General features: G+C 52.0%; 22 protein-coding genes. 6 read left to right on the forward strand and 16 right to left on the reverse strand.

The window, feature by feature from the left end; genetic code table 11:
- Window positions 1–2: 2 nt before the first annotated feature.
- Complete coding sequence (locus tag ACF8D4_RS12255; RefSeq protein WP_335901420.1) at window positions 3–722, forward strand: glycerophosphodiester phosphodiesterase; 720 nt, start codon at window positions 3–5, stop codon at window positions 720–722.
- Between the two features lie 32 nt (window positions 723–754).
- Here ACF8D4_RS12255 and ACF8D4_RS12260 read toward each other — a convergent pair whose 3' ends face one another.
- Complete coding sequence (locus ACF8D4_RS12260) at window positions 755–1,087, reverse strand: DUF3392 domain-containing protein (RefSeq protein ID WP_025009366.1); 333 nt, start codon at window positions 1,085–1,087, stop codon at window positions 755–757.
- Window positions 1,088–1,135: 48 nt separating this feature from the next.
- On the opposite strand from ACF8D4_RS12260, the gene ACF8D4_RS12265 reads away from it, so the two are divergent.
- Together ACF8D4_RS12265 and ACF8D4_RS12270 are read left to right on the forward strand one after the other, a co-directional pair.
- Window positions 1,136–2,062 carry a D-2-hydroxyacid dehydrogenase gene (locus tag ACF8D4_RS12265; protein ID WP_392465609.1) on the forward strand — a complete coding sequence of 309 codons (927 nt, stop codon included), beginning with the start codon at window positions 1,136–1,138 and terminating at the stop codon, window positions 2,060–2,062.
- A gap of 186 nt (window positions 2,063–2,248) precedes the next feature.
- On the forward strand, window positions 2,249–2,440 hold the full coding sequence (locus ACF8D4_RS12270; protein ID WP_025009364.1) for a bacterioferritin-associated ferredoxin: 192 nt from the start codon (window positions 2,249–2,251) through the stop codon (window positions 2,438–2,440).
- Window positions 2,441–2,501: 61 nt separating this feature from the next.
- On the opposite strand, the gene parC is transcribed toward ACF8D4_RS12270, so the two are convergent.
- Genes parC through nudF form a run of 7 tightly spaced genes read right to left on the reverse strand, consistent with a single transcriptional unit; the run spans window position 2,502 to window position 10,439 of the window.
- The gene (parC, locus tag ACF8D4_RS12275) at window positions 2,502–4,769 is read right to left on the reverse strand and encodes a DNA topoisomerase IV subunit A (protein ID WP_044733649.1); all 2,268 of its coding nucleotides are present in this window, start codon (window positions 4,767–4,769) and stop codon (window positions 2,502–2,504) included.
- Window positions 4,769–5,944 carry a sorbosone dehydrogenase family protein gene (locus ACF8D4_RS12280; protein WP_093982098.1) on the reverse strand — a complete coding sequence of 392 codons (1,176 nt, stop codon included), beginning with the start codon at window positions 5,942–5,944 and terminating at the stop codon, window positions 4,769–4,771. Before ACF8D4_RS12280 ends, parC begins: the two co-directional genes overlap by 1 nt.
- 47 nt (window positions 5,945–5,991) lie before the next feature.
- Window positions 5,992–7,878 (reverse strand): DNA topoisomerase IV subunit B, encoded by a 1,887-nt coding sequence (gene parE, locus ACF8D4_RS12285; RefSeq protein ID WP_025009362.1) that lies wholly within the window; start codon window positions 7,876–7,878, stop codon window positions 5,992–5,994.
- A 53-nt stretch (window positions 7,879–7,931) separates the two neighbouring features.
- Entirely contained in the window at window positions 7,932–8,507 is a 576-nt protein-coding gene (locus ACF8D4_RS12290) for a YqiA/YcfP family alpha/beta fold hydrolase (RefSeq protein ID WP_392465612.1), read from the reverse strand.
- Window positions 8,508–8,542: 35 nt separating this feature from the next.
- Window positions 8,543–9,382: a 3',5'-cyclic-AMP phosphodiesterase gene (gene cpdA, locus ACF8D4_RS12295; protein WP_025009361.1), complete on the reverse strand. Its 840-nt coding sequence runs from the start codon at window positions 9,380–9,382 to the stop codon at window positions 8,543–8,545.
- Window positions 9,383–9,397: 15 nt separating this feature from the next.
- The gene (locus ACF8D4_RS12300; RefSeq protein WP_028779682.1) at window positions 9,398–9,832 is read right to left on the reverse strand and encodes a DUF1249 domain-containing protein; all 435 of its coding nucleotides are present in this window, start codon (window positions 9,830–9,832) and stop codon (window positions 9,398–9,400) included.
- On the reverse strand, window positions 9,813–10,439 hold the full coding sequence (gene nudF, locus ACF8D4_RS12305; protein WP_028779681.1) for an ADP-ribose diphosphatase: 627 nt from the start codon (window positions 10,437–10,439) through the stop codon (window positions 9,813–9,815). The genes ACF8D4_RS12300 and nudF overlap by 20 nt, the downstream gene beginning before the upstream one ends.
- A gap of 236 nt (window positions 10,440–10,675) precedes the next feature.
- Here nudF and tolC point away from each other — a divergent pair, with 236 nt between their 5' ends.
- The gene (gene tolC, locus ACF8D4_RS12310) at window positions 10,676–11,992 is read left to right on the forward strand and encodes an outer membrane channel protein TolC (protein WP_025009358.1); all 1,317 of its coding nucleotides are present in this window, start codon (window positions 10,676–10,678) and stop codon (window positions 11,990–11,992) included.
- 67 nt (window positions 11,993–12,059) lie between these two features.
- Here the strand turns inward: tolC and ACF8D4_RS12315 are convergent, their stop codons facing one another.
- The 3 genes from ACF8D4_RS12315 to ACF8D4_RS12325 are packed head-to-tail and all read right to left on the reverse strand — an operon-like array spanning window position 12,060 to window position 14,249.
- Window positions 12,060–12,797, reverse strand: a complete 738-nt coding sequence (locus ACF8D4_RS12315) for a TIGR04219 family outer membrane beta-barrel protein (protein ID WP_345872624.1) — start codon at window positions 12,795–12,797, stop codon at window positions 12,060–12,062.
- Window positions 12,798–12,800: 3 nt separating this feature from the next.
- Window positions 12,801–13,772 (reverse strand): DUF2333 family protein, encoded by a 972-nt coding sequence (locus ACF8D4_RS12320; RefSeq protein ID WP_025009356.1) that lies wholly within the window; start codon window positions 13,770–13,772, stop codon window positions 12,801–12,803.
- Window positions 13,773–13,784: 12 nt separating this feature from the next.
- Window positions 13,785–14,249: a copper chaperone PCu(A)C gene (locus tag ACF8D4_RS12325; RefSeq protein WP_071239108.1), complete on the reverse strand. Its 465-nt coding sequence runs from the start codon at window positions 14,247–14,249 to the stop codon at window positions 13,785–13,787.
- Between the two features lie 52 nt (window positions 14,250–14,301).
- Here ACF8D4_RS12325 and ACF8D4_RS12330 point away from each other — a divergent pair, with 52 nt between their 5' ends.
- Window positions 14,302–15,042 (forward strand): enoyl-CoA hydratase, encoded by a 741-nt coding sequence (locus tag ACF8D4_RS12330; RefSeq protein ID WP_039034482.1) that lies wholly within the window; start codon window positions 14,302–14,304, stop codon window positions 15,040–15,042.
- 62 nt (window positions 15,043–15,104) lie between these two features.
- Here the strand turns inward: ACF8D4_RS12330 and ACF8D4_RS12335 are convergent, their stop codons facing one another.
- From ACF8D4_RS12335 to dusA, 4 genes are all read right to left on the reverse strand, one after another.
- Window positions 15,105–15,479 carry a hypothetical protein gene (locus ACF8D4_RS12335; RefSeq protein ID WP_052657930.1) on the reverse strand — a complete coding sequence of 125 codons (375 nt, stop codon included), beginning with the start codon at window positions 15,477–15,479 and terminating at the stop codon, window positions 15,105–15,107.
- Window positions 15,476–15,670: a PspC domain-containing protein gene (locus ACF8D4_RS12340; protein WP_025009353.1), complete on the reverse strand. Its 195-nt coding sequence runs from the start codon at window positions 15,668–15,670 to the stop codon at window positions 15,476–15,478. The genes ACF8D4_RS12335 and ACF8D4_RS12340 overlap by 4 nt, the downstream gene beginning before the upstream one ends.
- Window positions 15,671–15,797: 127 nt before the next feature.
- Entirely contained in the window at window positions 15,798–16,097 is a 300-nt protein-coding gene (locus ACF8D4_RS12345) for a hypothetical protein (protein WP_025009352.1), read from the reverse strand.
- Window positions 16,098–16,340: 243 nt separating this feature from the next.
- A complete protein-coding gene (gene dusA, locus ACF8D4_RS12350; protein WP_392468751.1) occupies window positions 16,341–17,375 on the reverse strand; it encodes a tRNA dihydrouridine(20/20a) synthase DusA in 1,035 nt (344 codons plus the stop codon).
- A 97-nt stretch (window positions 17,376–17,472) separates the two neighbouring features.
- Here dusA and ACF8D4_RS12355 point away from each other — a divergent pair, with 97 nt between their 5' ends.
- Window positions 17,473–18,570 (forward strand): site-specific integrase, encoded by a 1,098-nt coding sequence (locus ACF8D4_RS12355; RefSeq protein WP_023622870.1) that lies wholly within the window; start codon window positions 17,473–17,475, stop codon window positions 18,568–18,570.
- Between the two features lie 65 nt (window positions 18,571–18,635).
- Here ACF8D4_RS12355 and ACF8D4_RS12360 read toward each other — a convergent pair whose 3' ends face one another.
- The gene (locus ACF8D4_RS12360) at window positions 18,636–19,085 is read right to left on the reverse strand and encodes a hypothetical protein (protein ID WP_017789775.1); all 450 of its coding nucleotides are present in this window, start codon (window positions 19,083–19,085) and stop codon (window positions 18,636–18,638) included.
- Window positions 19,086–19,196 lie beyond the last annotated feature (111 nt).

Raw genomic sequence — 19,196 nt, forward strand, 5'->3', positions numbered from 1 at the left:
AGATGTTGATTTTCGCGCACCGTGGCGCCAGTGGTTATGCGCCGGAAAACACCCTTAAGGCGATGGCGCTGGCACTAGAGCTTGGATGTGAGGCAGTTGAGCTGGATGTACATCATGCCGATGGTGAGCTCTGGGTCTTCCATGACCGCCGCCTGAGCCCCAAGAGCAACGGCAAAGGGCTGCTCGCGCAGCAAAGCAGCAGCTATCTACGGCAGCTTAGGGTCGAGGGAGAACCTATCCCTACCCTGCGCCAGGTACTTGAGCTTATCGAGGGTCGCATGACGGTCAACATAGAGCTCAAGGGAGTGGGTTGTGTCGAGCCTTTTATCCAGCAATACCCTCAGCTACTGCAACTCGGCTACCAGCCTGAGCAGCTGCTGGTGTCTTCATTCAATCATCTCTGGCTCAAACAGGTAAAACAGCAGTTGCCCAACGTACCCGTGGCACCACTGCTCGAGGGGATAGCGCTCAACCAAGCCGCCGTGGTCAGTGAGCTCAAGGCCTGGTCACTGCATCTGGATATCAGCTTTATCAGCCGTGAACTGGTAGCCGATGCTCATCAGCGCGGTGCCAAAGTGTATGTCTATACCGTAGATGATGCCGATGATATCAGGGCGCTGGCGGCGCTGGGGATAGATGGTATTTTTGCCAACTATCCAGACAGAGCCGCCGCCGCATTGACTCAGGAGTCACAAACCGACTACCGCCACTGGTTTGAGTGATTAGTCGTTTGAATGCTCTCTGATTAGTGTATTCAACTCTGGTTATTGCGCTGGGCCCAACTGCCGACAAAGATAAAAGTGGCGCTGACCAAGAGTAAAGTCCACAGTGCCGGTAAGTGCGCCAGCTGCCTGGCGAGCCAGGGACTGAGCGCCACTATCAGCATGCCGTAACCAAAGGCGTTGACCAGAATAAAGATCAGCGTGCGTAGCACAAAGTTGCGTGCTCCAAGCTTACGGCGCAGAAAACGGTTGAAATCGGCACCGAACACCAAAATGACGCAGGCAACCATGGCGGTGGCAATCTCATTGAGCCAGGGATAGAGCTGACTGCCCAGCTGGGTCAGCAGTTGCGTAACTGAATCCATTAAAATATAAAATCCATAAAAATAACGAAAACAACAAGGACAGATACTATGGCATACAAGCTGCTGTTACTCACCCGGGAAAATGCTGAATATCGACAGTTGTTGTCAGAAAAATCACTTCCTGGCCTTACTATCCTGGGCGATGACCCGGCCAATATCGCCAGTGCCGATATCTGGCTGGCCGAGCCGGCTCTGGCCCAACCGCTGCTGAGTCACGGCAAGAATCTCAGTTGGTTGCAATCAACCTTCGCCGGTGTCGATAAACTGCTTGGCGCTAAAACCAGGAAAGACTACCTGCTGACCAATGTGAAAGGTATCTTCGGCCCCTTGATGAGTGAATATGTGTTCGGTTATCTGCTCGCCGAAGTTCGCCAACATGCGCTGTATCATCACCAACAGCAGGAGAAATACTGGCACCCAGGTTCCCTGGCCACCCTGCAGGGGATGAAGATGCTGATCCTGGGCACGGGTTCCATCGGCGAGCACCTGGCCGCCAGCGCCAAGCACTTCAAGATGCAGGTCTGGGGTATGAACCGCAGCCAAAGGGCCGTCGCGGGCTTTGATTGCATCATCAGCCCGGCCCAGCTCGATGAGCTTTTGCACCAGGCCGATGTGGTCGTCAACACTCTGCCGAGCACTCAGGAGAGCCGAGGCTTGCTGAGCAAAGAGAAGCTGGCACAACTCAAAGACAGCGCGATACTGTTCAACATAGGCCGCGGCGACGCCCTAGATCTGGATGCCCTGGTGGTCGAACTCGGTCGCAGAAACCGGCTCAAAGCCGTGCTGGATGTGTTTGCCCAAGAGCCGCTGTCACCGCTGCACCCCATCTGGGATTGCCCCAATGCGGTAATCACTCCCCATATTTCGGCGCCCAGCTTCCCGTCTCAGGTGGTCGATATTTTCTCCCGCAACTATCACCACTACCTCAATGCCGAATCACTGGAGAACCTGGTGTACTTCGACAGAGGCTACTAATCCTTACTCTAGCGCGCCCATTCCTCCGGGCGCGGTGCTATTGGCTGACTAAAGACCTAATAACCAACTAAAGGGTGATCAGCCCTAAAATATACCCAAGCGTTATTAGTATTGATAACGGTTTTCATTTAGAATTACAAACTAAAAATTGCTTTCCACTTACCAGCAGCAACCGGAGCCCGATAAATGTACGTTTGTCTGTGTCATGCGATTACGGATACCCAGATAAAGCAGGCTGTCAGCCAGGGAGATGTTAGCCTCAGCGAGGTGAAAAAACGCCTCGGTGTGGGTGATCAATGCGGTAAGTGTGTACGGATGGCGACGCAAATCATCCAGAATCAGCTGGATCTCGAGCCCAATTATTACGAAGTCGCCTGATATATTGGGTAAAAAAACAAAAGCCGCATCATAATGCGGCTTTTGTAATTTCTGGGCCGGGCTACAACGCCGGCTCCTCCAAACTGACCTCGACACTGTCGACCCTTTGCAACCCTCTTGGCAGCTTGGCGCCACGACGGCCTCGCTCCCCACGGTAATGTTCCAGATCGCTGCTCTTCAATGTCAGCTTACGCTTGCCGGCCCAGAGGGTGACATTGGCACCCTCCGGCACCAGATATAGATGGGTCACCAACTCTTCGCGGTTTTTCGCCCGCTCCGATGGGATGCCGATGATCTTGTTGCCCTTACCCTTGGCCAACTGCGGCAGCGCCTCCATGGAGAACATCAGCATCCGCCCTTCATTGGTAATGGCCAGAATCGAACTGGGTCTGGACTTGTCCAGTTTACGCGGCGTTAAAGCCTTGGCATTGGCCGGCAGTGTCAGCAAAGCCTTACCCGCCTTATTGCGCGACACCATGTCCTTAAAGGCGCAGATAAAGCCGTAACCGGCATCACTCGCCAGTAGGAAGCAGTTATCATCATCCCCGAGCAATACGTGCTCCATGCTCTCCCCTGGGGCCAGATTGAATCTGGTGGTAATAGGTTCCCCTTGGCTACGGGCCGAAGGCAGAGTATGGGTATCCGTGGCGAAGGCGCGCCCGGCGCTGTCAATAAACACAGATTGCTGGTTGCTGCGGCCGGCTGCGGCGCAGAGGAAACTGTCACCAGCCTTGTAGGACAACCCGGCGGCGTCTATATCATGGCCCTTGGCACAGCGTACCCAGCCCTTTTCAGACAACACCACAGTCACGGGCTCGGTCGGCACCAACTCCTGCTCAGACAGTGCTCTGGATTCGCTTCTCACCACCAGTGGCGAGCGGCGGTCATCACCATAGGTTTCCGCATCTGCCTGCAGTTCTTTCTTGATCAAGGTCTTCAGGCGGCGTTCCGAACTGAGCAGTTGCTGCAACTTTTCCCGCTCGGCTTCAAGCTCATCCTGCTCACCACGGATCTTCATCTCTTCCAGCTTGGCCAGATGGCGCAGCTTGAGGTCCAGAATTGCTTCGGCTTGCTTGTCTGTCAGCCCAAAGCGGCGCATCAACTCGGCCTTGGGTTCGTCGTGGAAGCGGATGATTTCTATCACTTCATCAATATTGAGGAAGGCAATCATCAAGGCTTCAAGAATATGCAACCTGGCCAGGACTTTATCCAGACGAAATTCCAGACGGCGGCGCACAGTATGAATTCGAAACTCCAGCCACTCACTCAAGAGTTGCTTGAGCCCCTTGACCTGAGGCCGACCATCGAGACCAAGCACATTGAGGTTGACCCTGTAGCTCTTCTCCAGATCTGTAGTGGCAAACAGGTGCGCCATCAACTGTTCGATATCGACCCGGTTGGATCTCGGCACTATCACCAAGCGAACCGGACTTTCATGGTCCGACTCATCGCGCAAGTCTGTCACCATAGGCAGCTTCTTGGCCTGCATCTGCGCCGCCAACTGCTCGAGGATCTTGCTGGAGCTGGCCTGGTGTGGCAAAGCCGTTATCACCACTTCACCGTTTTCCACAGTGTAAACCGCACGGGCCTTGATTGAGCCGCGGCCCGATTCATAGACCTTGGCGATTTCGGCGCTCGGGGTAATGATCTCGGCAGCTGTCGGATAATCGGGCCCGGGCACGAATTCCATTAGCCGCGGCAGGTCAGCCTTGGGATTATCCAGCAGCTCGATACAGGCATTGGCCAACTCGCGGGCGTTATGGGGCGGAATATCCGTGGCCATACCCACTGCGATACCGGTAATACCGTTGAGCAGAATATGCGGCAGTCTGGCAGGCAGTACCAAAGGCTCTTTCAGGGTGCCGTCGAAGTTGACGCCCCAGTCCACTGTTCCCTGACCTAGCTCGCTGAGCAGTACCTCGGAAAACTTGGATAGCCTGGCTTCGGTATAACGCATGGCCGCAAACGACTTGGGATCGTCCGGAGCTCCCCAGTTACCCTGACCATCCACCAAGGGATAGCGATAGGTAAAGGGTTGCGCCATCAGTACCATGGCTTCGTAACAGGCGCTATCGCCGTGCGGGTGATACTTACCCAGCACGTCACCCACGGTACGGGCCGACTTCTTGTATTTGGCCGCCGCCGATAATCCCAGCTCGCTCATGGCGTAGACGATTCGCCGTTGCACCGGCTTGAGACCATCGCCGATATGGGGCAAGGCCCGGTCCATGATCACATACATGGAATAGTTGAGATACGCCTCTTCGGTGAAGCGCCTGAGCGGCATCTGCTCCACGCCATCCAGGCTCAAGGCTATCGCATCACTCATTATTCATTTTCCTGTTCAGGTGTCGGCGCATAGTCCGACTCAGATTCAGCATCTTCTGCATCAGTGTCTTTGTAGTACAGGCGGTAGATGTTTCCCTTCAGATCATCCGAAATATAGACGGCGCCATCCGGGGCCATCGCCAGTGAATGGGGTCTGGCCACCGGAAACTCACCATCGAGAAAACTCACCAGGGTGCGGCGATTGCTCACCTGACGGCCATCGGTTTCCAACACCACTATCTGGTAGCCCACCTTACTGGAACGGTTCCAGGAGCCGTTCTCAGCCAATAAAATCTGGTTGTGATATTCGGCGGGAAACTGGGTTCCCCGATAAAACAGCATCCCCATAGGAGACACATGCGCCGGCAGTTCATAGACTGGCTTGGTAATATTCAGGCTCTTGGGCTCTTCATAGGCAGGCTCCTGCACCGCTTTGCCATGCACATATGGAAAACCATAATGCGCCCCGGCAACATCGACCCGGTTGATTTCATCCGGTGGCAGATTATCCCCCATCCAGTCGCGGCTCATATCGGCAAACCAGAGGCGGTTATCCAGTGGCGACCAGTCAAAACCTATGACATTGCGTATTCCGAGCGCTATCTGCTGACTACTGCCCGAGTTCACATCCACGGCAATGATGCTGCCAAAAGGGGCACTGGGCTCACACACATTGCAGGGGGCGCTGATGGCGATATAGAGCCTGTCGTCCGGGCCAAAGCGCATGGCTCTGGCGCTTTTCTTACCATTGCCCGGCAGTTGATCATAGACTTCCCGTGCCCGCGGAGGGCGCCTGAGCCTGGGTTCGATATCACGGAATACCACAACCCTGTCTTCCAGAGCAACATAGAGATCGCCCTTGTGAAAAGCCAAGGCCTCCGGGTAATCCAGGCCCTTGGCTATCAGATAACGCTTATCAACCCGGCCATCATTGTTACTATCGACCAAAGCGTGAATCGTGCCACTCTTGTGAGAACCGACAAACAGGGTACCTTCATCTCCTACTGCCATCTGCTTGGCATCGCCAACATCTGTGGCATAGAGAGAAACACCAAAGCCTTTGGTCACAGTAATGATCATCGACTGAGATGCATTGGCCGCCGCACTCAGCAACGCCGCTCCCAGCAGGAGCAAGCCTCCGCCGGCCGCGATACCGACTCTGTTATTCAGGTTCATCATATCCTTGCCTTTAAGTTTTATAGTTATTGGCACATCAAGGGCGATTACAGCTGAGCAAGGTCTCCCTTGGTTTCCAGCCACGACTTACGATCACCTGAGCGCTTCTTGGCCAGCAACATGTCCATCAATGCCACAGTCTCGTCGACATCATCTATGGTCAGTTGTACCAATCTACGGGTGTTGGGATCCATGGTCGTTTCCCTCAGTTGCAGTGGATTCATCTCACCCAGACCTTTAAAGCGGGTGACCTGCACTTTTCCTTTCTTGTTGTCTGCGGCAATCCTGTCAAGAATGCCTTGCTTTTCAGGCTCATCCAAAGCGTAAAACACTTCTTTGCCGATATCGATACGGAACAGTGGCGGCATAGCGATATACACATGCCCCTTTTCAACCAGAGTGCGATAATGTTTCAAAAACAGCGCGCACAGCAAGGTTGCTATGTGCAAACCATCCGAGTCAGCATCGGCGAGAATACAGATCTTGCCGTATCTGAGTTCGGAGATATCGTCGCTATCGGGATCGCAGCCTATGGCCACAGAAATGTCGTGCACTTCCTGGGAGGCCAACACTTGGCTCGCTTCCACTTCCCAGGTGTTGAGAATTTTGCCCCGCAGCGGCATGATCGCCTGAAACTCTCTGTCCCTGGCCTGTTTGGCACTGCCACCGGCCGAGTCCCCTTCCACCAGAAACAGCTCGGAACGCGCCGGATCCTGACCTGTGCAGTCGGTCAGTTTACCGGGCAGCGCCGGGCCTGAAGTGACCTTCTTTCGGGCGACTTTCTTCGCTGCCTTGAGGCGCTTCTGGGCGTTGTTGATGCACATCTCGGCCAGCAGTTCGGCTTGATCTGTGTTGCTGTTGAGCCAGAGGCTGAAGGCATCACGCACCACACCCGACACAAACGCAGAACACTGGCGGCTGGAGAGTTTCTCCTTGGTCTGGCCGGCAAATTGCGGATCTTGCATCTTCACCGACAGAATAAAACTGGCCTTGTCCCAGATATCTTCCGGGCTAAGCTTAATCCCCCTTGGGATCAGGTTGCGAAACTCACAGAACTCACGCATCGACTCGAGCAGTCCCTGACGGAAACCGTTCACATGGGTCCCCCCAAGCGGCGTTGGGATCAGGTTGACATAGCTTTCGCTGATACTGTCGCCGCCCTCAGGCAGCCAGGTAATGGCCCAGTCGGCGGCTTCCAGATTGGTCTTGATACTGCCGACAAAAGGCTCCTGTGGCAGCGCCGGGGCTTCTTTGAGGGAGTCTTTCAGATAATCGGTCAGGCCCTCTTCATAAAACCACTCATGAACCTCACCGTTTTGTTTGTTGGCGAAACGAATTCTAAGCCCAGGACAGAGTACCGCCTTGGCCCGCAACAGATAAGTCAGCTTGGTGACCGAAAAGTTCGGTGAGTCAAAATAGCTGGGATCGGGCCAAAACTGTACCCGGGTGCCGGTATTGCGGCGCCCGCAGGTACCGGTTTCCCTGAGGCTCTCGGCCTTGTCGCCATGCTCAAAGGCCATTTCATACACTTTGGCATCGCGGCGAACCGTGATCTCAACCCTTTTGGAGAGGGCGTTAACCACAGAGATCCCCACCCCATGCAAACCACCGGAAAACTGATAGTTTTTGTTGGAGAACTTACCACCGGCATGCAGTTTGGTCAGGATCAGCTCGACCCCGGGGATCCCCTCCTCCGGGTGAATATCCACCGGCATACCACGGCCATCGTCTGTGACTTCCAGCGAGTTGTCTGTGTGTAACACCACATCGATTCGGGTTGCAAACCCTGCCAAAGCCTCATCGACACTGTTATCTATGACTTCCTGACCCAGGTGGTTGGGTCGGGTGGTATCGGTATACATGCCGGGACGGCGTTTTACCGGATCCAGTCCGTTCAGTACTTCAATGGCATCGGAGGTGTATTGATTGGTCATAGCGCACACTGTCTTTTATGTTCAGGCCATGGTGGGCCGCGAGGATCTGATTGTCAAGATAAGTGTAAAAAACGGCAGACTGCGTCCAGCTTGTCGCCGTAACCCACAAAACTATGGTTTCCACCGCTTTCCAGCAGCATCTCACAGCAGTGATATTTGCCCAGGGCCTGGCGATAATCCAGCACCTCATCGGCAGTCTGTAATAATACAAAAAAACGATCCGGATTGAGAATGACCGGCGTATCAAATTCAATCAGCTGCTGCTGATGTTGTGGCAATAATTGGTAATGTTCGTCGGTATAAGGGTTGTATTGCGGCCCCAAATAGTCGCTGAATAACTCAAAGGGACGCACCGCCGGGTTGACCAATACCGCCTTGCCGCCATAGCGCTCCGCCAGCCAAGAGGCAAAATACCCGCCGAGGGATGAACCGATAAACGCCAGTGGCTCGCCCTTGGCTTTGGCCGCTTCGGTCAACTGAATCAACAGTTCCATCGCCGCCTTGGGCGAACTGGGTAGCTGTGGTTGCTCCAGTCGCACACCGGGAAAATGTTGTTCAATATAGGTGCGGGTAAGCACGGCCTTGTCAGACAAGGGAGAACTGTTGAAACCGTGAATGTAGAGCAGCATAGTTCCTCACAAGGGGCCACTGCTCCAAAGCAAATTCAGTAGCCGCTGGCCTCAGCATCCGGTGCGAAGCGCTCGCCCGGGATCCGATAAACATTGGTGAGCATGCTACCATCGGGTTTGAGCTCCAGCAAACGGTAGCCAGGCTGCAGTGCATCCAGCGCAAAATAGGAAGACAAGGGTTTGAATTGAATACAGGTCGATGGTGTCGCCATCAGAGATAACTTGTGAGTTTCACCCTGATATTCTGTATCCAATTGCTGATGAACATGGCCCCAGAGCATGCCCTTGACCTGAGGATAACGCCCCATCTCTTTGAGAAAATGGGCGCCATTGTCCATACAGTGCTGATCCAGCCAGGTGCAGTCCACCAGCACAGGATTATGATGCATCACCAGCAGCACATGTTTGTCCGGTTCAGCGGCTATGGCACTGCGGATGATCTCAATTTCGCTTTCGGCCATATGGCCACCGGGCTTTCCCCGCACTGTGGAGTCCAGCAAGATAATCTGCCAATTCCCGGCCAATACCCGTCTGTGACCATAGACACGCTCACCCTGCATATGCAGATACATGATCCTGGGGTCATCGTGATTGCCAGGCAGATAATGGCAGGGCAGATTCAGCGGTTTGATGGCTTCGACAAAGTTGCGGTAGGACTCACCGGAGTAATCCTGGCTAATGTCACCACTGGCCAGCAGCATGTCGGCGGGATACTTGACCGCCTGGATGGTATTGATAACGGCATTGAGACTGTTGGCGGTATTTACGCCAAGAAGCTGTCCTTCAGGATCGGCAAACAGGTGAGGATCTGTGATCTGCACCAAACGAACACTCTTGTCCTCAGGAATACTGTATGTGATTGCCTCTTTCAGCACTTTGATTACCCAATCTCAGGACTGACAAACGAGGCGCGCCTGACAGTCTATTTTCAATAACTCCTCCAGGAAGGCGTTTACCTGGTACTTTTCATCGCGGTGGTACATGCGTAAGTTCGGATAATCATACACTGGCCGCAATTGGTAAATCTGTCGGCTGCTTAACACTTCTGCTAATTTAGCATCATGATAAATCCGCACAGTGACCTTGGGGACAGGTATCAATCCGCCCTTCCCTACATGGCGGGAAATACTGACCAACTGGGTATAGCGGGTATTTTCCAGCAACTCGACATCCAGGCAGCCGAAATCCCCTTCTACCTGCCAGCTTTCACCCACTTCACCTTGCTCCGGCAACCAGCGCTGAATATGGCCATAGTTGCGGCCACACAGGGCTAAAAAGCGGCTGACATCCGGCTGGTATTTCTTGTCACTGTCTTTCTTGTTCATTGGCCTGGATTAAACTTTGATAGTTAAGCTGCAACCATTGCAGTCCGAGCACGGTCGAAGCATTGTCGATTTCGCCACTAAGCACCTTGGCATAAGCATCACTGCGGGAAAGCACATGCAACCTAATGTCTTCATGTTCTTCGGCCAAGCCATGCAGCCCTTTGGCCTTGGATGAATCCACCGCCGCCCAGTAAAAGAAGAAGCGTTCACTGCAACCTCCGGGGCTGGAAAGATAGCTGCTTACGGCCGAAATTGCACTGGCATTGAGTCCGGTTTCTTCCAAAAGTTCCCGTTTGGCCACCTCATCGGCCACTTCGCCTGGGGCGATCATACCCGCCACCAACTCCAGCAGCCAAGGAGATTCACTGGTTTCCAGCGCAGGAAACCGCACCTGCTCAATCAACACCACTTTGTCTTCTCGCGGATCATAGGGTAAAACCACCACGGCATGGCCGCGCTCAAACACCTCACGAGTCACTTCATCGCTCCAGCCCCCGGCAAACAGCCGATGACGGAAACGGTATTCCTCCATACGGAAAAACCCACGGTATAGCGTGCGCTGCCCCAGCACCTGAACATCCTCTTTGGTGAATTTTTCTGCTGCCATTTTCACTCCGCTTTAGCTATAAAAGGTGCAATTTCAAACCACCCGGCACCATTTGCCAATAAAATCTGTTACACTTCCGAATTGACTTGAAAACGGTTGATTTTTTAGTATCAAAACCATTAAGTTTTGCTGTATCGGGAAGCGTCGGGAAGCGCAAACCGCCTTTATCAAAGGCATTAACAGTCTAACGAAGTTGAAACCGCCCGTCACAGGGTGTTTGTCTATAAGGACAGCCAATGAAATTCAAGATCCGCACTTTATGCGCGGCGTTAACGCTCGCAGTTTCTGCCCCGGCCGTTCAAGCCGACGATTTACTTCAGATATATCAGCAGGCATTAACCAATGATCCAGTGGTACTCCAGGCCAAGGCCCAAAGAGACCAGTTGTATGAGAAAATTGAAGAGAATCGCGCACCACTGCTGCCAACCATCAGTGCCAATGTCGGTTATGATAAAGCCTGGAACGATCCCAGTGCCGACACCAGCGGTCTGACAGGTGCGATTAAACTTAACCAGGTCATCTATGATCATTCTGCCTGGGTCGGTTTGAGCCTGGCGGAGAAAGCCGCATCACAGGCCGATGCCGTCTACGCCTCTGCCCTGCAGACACTGATCACCCGGGTAACAACCGCTTACTTTGACGTGTTGGCCGCCAAGGACAACTACGAGTTCAAAGGCGCCGAGAAGCGTGCCATCGAGCGTCAGTTGGAACAAACCAAGCAACGCTTTGCCGTTGGTCTGACAGCCATTACCGATGTTCATGAAGCACAGGCTCAGTATGACCTGGCGACCGCCGATGAAATTTTGGCAGAGAATCAGTTGATCAACAGCTATGAAGCCCTGCGTGAAATCACCGGCATAGATCACAAGAGCATCGACATTCTGGATACCAACCGCTTCTCTGCGGCCAGCCCAACCCCGGCAGTGCCAGGCGATTGGCTTAAGATGGCCGAGACCAACAGTGTCGACCTGCTGACCCAGCGTATCGGTAAAGATATCGCCCAGGAAACCATCAGCCTCTATAAGGCCGGCCATATGCCGTCTCTGAGCCTGAGCGCCGGTTATACCAAAGGCCTGGAGCAGGAAATCGGCAGCCAGAGCCAACCTGACTTCGATAACGGTACCGTTGGGGTTAACCTCAGTGTACCTATCTTTGAAGGTTTCAAGGTCAGCTCTCAGGTGAAACAGGCGCAATACGCCTATGTTGAAGCCAGCCAGAAGCTGGAACAGACTTACCGCCAGGTAGTCAAAAATGTTCGCAACAACTTCAACAACGTTGGCGCTTCTATCAGCTCCATCAAGGCCTATGAACAATCAGTGCTCTCTTCCGAAAGTGCATTGAAAGCCACTCAAGCCGGTTTTGAAGTGGGTACCCGTACCATAGTCGACGTGCTGAACCGTACCCGGGATCTGTATGATTCCAAGCGTCAGCTGTCCAACGCCCGTTACGGCTATATCAAGTCGATATTGGCGCTGAAACAAGCCACAGGCACCCTGAATGAAGATGACGTCATCTCAATCAACAACGGCCTGACAGCTCCTGCACAGCAGTAAGCTGAAGCTTAACCAATAAAAAACCGCCAACTGGCGGTTTTTTTGTGACTAATCGACTGAAACGGAATTAGAACACCAGTTCTACGCCGGCAAAGAAGCCGTCAAACTGCATATTGCTGCTCATGCCGTTGAAGCCGTTCACGTCGAATTTAAAGTCGCGGTAGCCGGCACGCACCCGGGTATCCAGCGCCACGCCATCAAACTCCCAGCCCAGACCTACTTGGTAGTCATAGACACTGGATTCATTGATACCGGCCAACACATCGGCAAAGGCGTACAAGCCGAAGAAAGGCAGGCCAACCTCGGCATTGGCATAACCCATGACCACACCGCTGTCGATATCACGCTGCTCAGGATGCCCCTTGTCTGCCACCCGGAAAGAACCATCCATCAACTTGTAGGCCCCACCCACATCCAGAGAAACCAGATCATTGTCCAGTAGCTCATAGTAGAGGATAAAGTCTGTGTTGCTCAGGTCGGCCGTAGCGTACACATCACCGTTGAAGGTGTGGCCGTTGAAACTGAAGTTGGCATTGCTCATAGCGCCATCTTCTTTCAGGCGGTTTTCGCGGATCTTCAGGTTGGGCAGCAGTGGCACAGGGTGCTCAACGCTGAACCAAAGGCTGTACTGGGCGGAAGAGTCATAGTTGAACTCCTGCTGCGGCTGGCCTTTCTCGGCGAAAGTACCGCTGGCATCTCCTTTCCAGTAATCGGCGCCTACCTTAAAGCCTACGACTGTTGCTGCCTGGGCGGAGGTCGCCATCAAAGAAGCCAGCAAGGCTGTCGCCAATAAAGTCTTTTTCATAAATTAACCCTGTGAAAGCAAGTTGGTTAAATCAATCACCGCGGCATTGGCGCGGGACACATAGTTGGCCATCACCAAGGAATGGTTGGCCACCAAACCGAATCCGGAACCGTTGAGGATCATTGGGCTCCAGACTGTTTGCTGAGTCGCTTCCAGTTCACGGATGATCTGTTTGAGACTCACTTCGGCATTCTTTTTCTTCAGTACGTCAGCAAAATCGACCTCTACCGCCTTCATGAAATTCAGCAAGGCCCAGGCAGAGCCTCTGGATTCATAGAAGACATCGTCTATTTGCCACCAGCTGGTCTTAATCTGCTGGCTCGCCAGGTTGGGGGTCGACTGACGCGCGGCACTGTCACCGGCCAGATCGGTATTCAGCCTCTCCTGACCAACACTGGCAGCCAGACGCTGTGACATGCTGCCCAAGCGCTTCTGCACCTCTTTCAACCACTCATTGAGGTTATCGGCACGGGCATAAAACTGGGCATCCGGGTTATTAGGATCCATCATCCGCGCCCGGTAAACCTTCAATAGCTTGATGGCATCGCGATACTCACTCTCGGCACTGGGCACCAGCCAACTGGTATGCTCGATATTCAGCTTGGAGTGTGCTTCCAGCAGATCTTTGTCTGCGGTGGACTGTGACTGGGAGCGGCTGAACTCTTTGCGCATGATTAAAGCGAGATCCCGCACCTGTTCCAGGGCACCGAACTCAAACGCCGGCATGTTGTCCATCATCACAGAAGGCGGCATCATGTCGTTGGACAACCAGCCTCCTTGCTTATCCAGCAAGGTCTCCATGGTTTCAATCAAGGCGCTGGTAGTGGCATAACCTGTGATTTTCTCGCCCTTTTCCGATGTCATCACCTTGGGCGTCAACACTTCGGGTTCAATACTCCACCAAACACTGATGCCGTATGCGATAACGAACACTATGACCGCTGCACCGACACCTTTTTTCCATGTCATTTGCATCCCGGGTTCTCCTTAATGATGGTGATGATGCTCTTGGGCTGCAGGAGCATCATTGGGGGATTTTACTTCGAGTTCGATATTGAGGGTTTCACCATTGGCAAAACTGAGTGTCATAGGCACTTTTTGCCCCAGCTCTAACGGTGCCTTGAGGCCCATGATCATGATGTGATCGCCGCTGCTTTGCAGCGTCAACTGGCCATGCTCAGGCAGCGGGAAAGCCGCCACATGGCGCATTTTAACCAGGCCATCTTCCTCAATCAGGGTATGCAGCATGGCTTCACGGGCCACAGGGGTGCTGGCAGAAACCAGCTCAGTCGCCGCGCCATGGTTGCTGAGTGTCAGATACGCCGCCGTATTGGGAACAGAAGCGGGCATGGCCCGGATATATCCTTGTTCGAGCATTATGTTCGAGGCGAAGGCGCTGGCACTGATGCCGGCCAGCAAGATAACTTTAAACAGTTGTTTGAATATCGCCATCTATGTCTTAAACTCCATGTAAAACCCATTTCGTCAGCAAAGGAAACAACGAATGAGTACGATTCAGGTTCAGGATGAGCAGGGTGTACGCATCATACGTTTTAACCGTCCGGATAAACGTAACGCCCTCGATCTCGATATGTATAAGCAGCTTACAGAATACCTGATCCAGGGGGAAGCGGACAACGAGATCCGTGCCTTTCTGCTGACAGGCAGTGAAAACTGCTTTACTTCAGGCAATGATGTGGCGGATTTTCTCAAGCAGCCGGATCTGGGCCCCAACCACCCTGCAGTGCGATTTCTCTTTTGCCTGCTGGAGCTGAAAAAGCCCTTGGTCGCCGCTGTCAGCGGAGCCGCTGTCGGAATCGGTACCACGCTGCTGCTGCATTGTGACCTTGTCTATGCCGATAACACAGCCCAGTTCCGCTTGCCCTTTATCGACCTGGCACTGGTGCCTGAAGCTGGCTCCAGCCTGCTACTGCCTGAATTGGTCGGCTATCAAAAGGCCTCTGAGCTGCTGTTGCTGGGCGAGAGTTTCGATGCCGAAACGGCGCTGGATCTCAAACTCATCAACCGCATGTTGAGTCCGGCAGAACTCTTCCCTTATGCGCTGGAAAAGGCCAAAGCCCTGGCTTCCAAGCCACCTCAGGCGCTGCAACTCACCAGACAACTTATGCGGCCACACAAGAGCCGGGTACAACACCAGATGCATCAGGAGTTGGAACTCTTCGGCCAGCGTCTGCAAAGCGATGAAGCCAAAGCGGTTTTCCGCCAGTTTCTCAACAAAGGTTAAATCATCGAGGCTGAATCCAATGTTGCTGCGGCTGGGCTGACACCAAGCCAGTCGCAGCAACACTACTCCTGCCATTGACTGGACTTGCCTATTCCCCATACTGCCAATGCCAAAACCAGCACGGGCCAAATCACTGCAAAACCGCTGATAAACATCAGTAATGCCGCAGCAACACAAAGTACGCACACCACCGCCAACACACTGAAAGTCATTGCGGCCCACACCAATGCCAGCATCGCGGTTATCAGGGTCAACACCCAGCTCCAGTTCTCGGCATCCAGCCATAAAAACGGGCTACCCCAAATCCCCACTGACATAAACTCGCGGCTGAGCAGAGAGACCATAAGGATCAGCGCGCCGACTATGCTCCATACCAGTAACTGAGACAGCAACCTATATCTTCTGTGCTTGTTTCGACTCTTGTTATACATACTCATTTCACCCACTTGGGCCACAGCAGTGCCAAGGCAAAGTAAGCCGTCAACCCGAGCAATGGGTGCATCAGAGTGATGACTGCGGCAACAATTCGGGTCCAGAATACCGACCAGCCAAAACGCTCAGCCATATCGCGGCATAGGCCACAGACGATGGAAGAATTTCCCTTGAGTGTACGTTCCAAATCAAACATAACTGACTCCGATTATCTCGTTAACTGTATCTGCCGGGCACTGCAGGCTAACAACGCCACCAGGGTGTAGCCAAGCAACGGCAGAAACATCAGTAGTGCCAAGGTGCTATTTATCCACATAGGCACCTCAATCGTTGGCTTGGGTCAGAACACTGGTCTCCACGGGTAATTCGGTGATCTGACTCAGGGTTTCTTGAGTCATCTCGTCGCTCAGTTGGGCCACGCTACGTTCCAGTTCCTGTTGCAGGGAGGCCAGCATTTCACGCTTGGCACTGAGCAACATGGTCTGGGCCTGTTGACTCAGGTTCTGTTCAACAGCACTGAGGATAGGTTGAGTAGGCAGTACATCGGCCTGGGCTGAAACACTGGCTGAAGCCAAAACAACGCCAAGAAGCAAAGATTTAATAGTCAGGTTGGAAGTTTTCATGCTTGTCATCCCTTTCTGGTTAAGCTGAACGGGTCAGCGGTCAAGATGACTAATTCAAAGGGCGTGCCAACTGGGAAAAACTTTAATTAAGAGTATGATATTAAATGAAATAAAAAATAAAAACGGCCAATCATTAACACAGAATGACTGACCGTAACAGCACAAAAATACAGCAATTTCCTATCTGTTGGTAAAAAGCACTATCACCATAGCGATTTTCACCACTCGGGTATTACAGCAAGGTCAAACTCCGCTGTGCATCATTTCACGAGCCTTAAGCAGCACTTCGATGCCGGCACCCGGCTTGTGGGCATTCTCGCTTAGATGACGGCGCCAACTGCGAGAACCGGGGATCCCCTGATACAGGCCTGTCATGTGTCTGCTGATATGATTCAAGCGGCCACCCGACTGCAGATGAGCTTCCACATAGGGCAACATGGCATCCACCACCTGATCGCGACTCATAACCTGGCTATCGAGGCCAAAGATCTTCTGATCCACCTCAGCCAGCAGATAGGGATTTTGGTAGGCTTCGCGCCCCACCATCACCCCGTCCAGCTGGGCCAGATGGGTATGCATCTCTTCAAAGCTCTTGATACCACCATTGATGCTGATATGCAGGCCGGGAAAATCCTGCTTCAATTGATACACCCTGGGATAATCCAATGGCGGGATCTCACGGTTTTCCTTGGGACTAAGCCCCTGCAACCAGGCCTTGCGGGCATGAACGATAAAAGTATCGCAGCCGGCGGCACTCACCTTGGTAATGAAGTCACAAAGAAATTCGTAGGAATCTTTGTCGTCTATGCCGATGCGGGTCTTGACCGTCACCGGAATATCCACCTTCTGGCGCATGGCATCGACGCAATGGGCCACCAGCTCGGGCTCTTCCATCAAACAAGCACCAAAGCGGCCGTTCTGTACTCTATCCGAAGGGCATCCCACATTGAGGTTAACTTCGTCATACCCCCTTTGCTGGGCGATTTCGGCGCAGCGGGCCAGATCCTCAACATTGGAGCCACCCAGTTGCAATGCCAACGGGTGCTCTTCTTGGTTATAAGCCAGATAATCGCCCTTGCCATGCAGTATCGCGCCTGTGGTCACCATCTCAGTGTAGAGCAGCGTCTGACTCGACATCAGCCGGGCAAAGTAACGATAGTGGCGGTCCGTCCAATCAAGCATGGGTGCCACGCTAAATCTCCCACTCTTTGACACATCAATATTACTAGACAAGTCTATATTTTGCAAAGAATTATCTGTTTTCTGTTCTCGGTTCATTTTCAATTATTCTCAATCATTTTTCGCTATTGCGTGCCCCATATGTATCCCAGTATCATATGGGGCACGCATTCGAACAACTATCAAGGAACCATAGATGGCCAGCTTTACATTGGAGAAACGTAAAACCAGCAAAGGGGTACTGCGATATAGATGTGTTGTTCGATTAAAAAAAGGTAATGACGTAGTATATCGTGAATCTCGTACTTTCGGGAAAAAAGCCGACGCAAAAGCTTGGGGGACGGCGCTTGTATCTAAACTCGAAACGCATGGCCTACCAGGTAAAACCCCGGAAGTTACTCTTCGAGAGCTGATCATCATGTACTTAAATGAACCTCACATTGCGAAAGGTATTGGTCGTTCAAAACGTTATGGTCTTAACATGCTAATCGATACAGAATTAGCGAAAATTCAAGCGAACAAGTTGACCGTAGCCAACCTTGTTCAGCACTGTAAAGATCGTAATGACGCGGGAACAAGCCCTCAAACAGTGTCCGGTGATATTTCATATCTTCGCAGTGTTCTTAGAGCAGCAAAGCCAATTTTTGGTATAGATGTTAACGATTCTGTCGTACAGGAAGCTTACTATACTCTTTATCAACACAATCTAATTGCCAAATCAAACCGAAGAAGCCGACGCCCTGATACGTCGGAGTTGAACAGAATCAAGGTAGAACTTCGGAAAAGACAAGAACATCGTGCTGCTCATATCCCGTTTTTAGATATTTTGGATTTTTCTATTTTGAGCTGTATGCGGATTGGTGAAGTGTGCAAAATTCTATGGGAAGACGTAGACGAAGGAACTAGAGCTGTTAAGGTACGAGATCGTAAAGACCCTCGTAAAAAAGAAGGGAATCATATGTGGGTTCCACTTTTAGGAGAGGCCTGGGAAATCCTGAATAGACAGCCGAAGACCTGCGACCGTATCTTTCCCTACAACAGCAAAAGTGTTTCCGCTGGCTTCCAACGTGTAAGAAGCTCACTAGGAATCCAAGACCTTAGATATCATGATCTTAGGAGGGAGGGAGCAAGCCGTTTATTTGAACAAGGCTTTTCCATTGAGGAAGTAGCTCAAGTGACTGGTCATAGGAATCTAAACACCCTTTGGCAAATTTACACTGAGCTTTTTCCAAATCGCGTGCATGAAAAATTCAATTCACTCCAAAGGCTAAAACAAATGGATCAAGAGCTTTAATGCTACAATCGAGCATTACACCTAACCTCCTTTGCTTCACGGAAATTTAGCCTTTGGATTAGCCTTTATTGGATTGCTTCGCTCTGAGAAACCACTTCATCCCAAGTATGCAATACCTTCGATAAGTGCTGATGCTTTTTATTAAACTCTGTGCTGTTCAATACAGCCTTGTACGGAGCACTAAGGTCAGAACAGCTGATATTAGCCCCTATCAATTGAAGCGTATCAGAAAGTGAACCACCACTAGCATCTAGTCCCAACTTATCGACTGTTTCACTACTAACAAGTGCCTGAACAACGTTAGTGAAGCCCCGTGAGTTTAACTGCTCAATCGTCAATTTTGTTTTACAACTACTTTCCACAGCTGCTTTATACTGAATTGTGTATTTGGCGTTTACCGGAGCCATTGAGTTCATTGCTAGCAAATATGCATCTACTTCTGTTCTTGGAAACACGCTAGCTTGAACAGAAAACGCAGCTACAGTTGCTAGAACAATCCCTACTTTTTTCATCATTCTTACCTCCATCATATTCATTCACCTGCATAAAATTCTGAGTTCATTCTCAAATCAAATAACTTAAAAAGTCAAGGCATCAATAATGAGCGAACAAGAAAAGCACATAAT

This window comes from Shewanella sp. YQ_9, assembly GCF_043103185.1.
GTDB classification, from domain to species: domain Bacteria; phylum Pseudomonadota; class Gammaproteobacteria; order Enterobacterales; family Shewanellaceae; genus Shewanella; species Shewanella algae.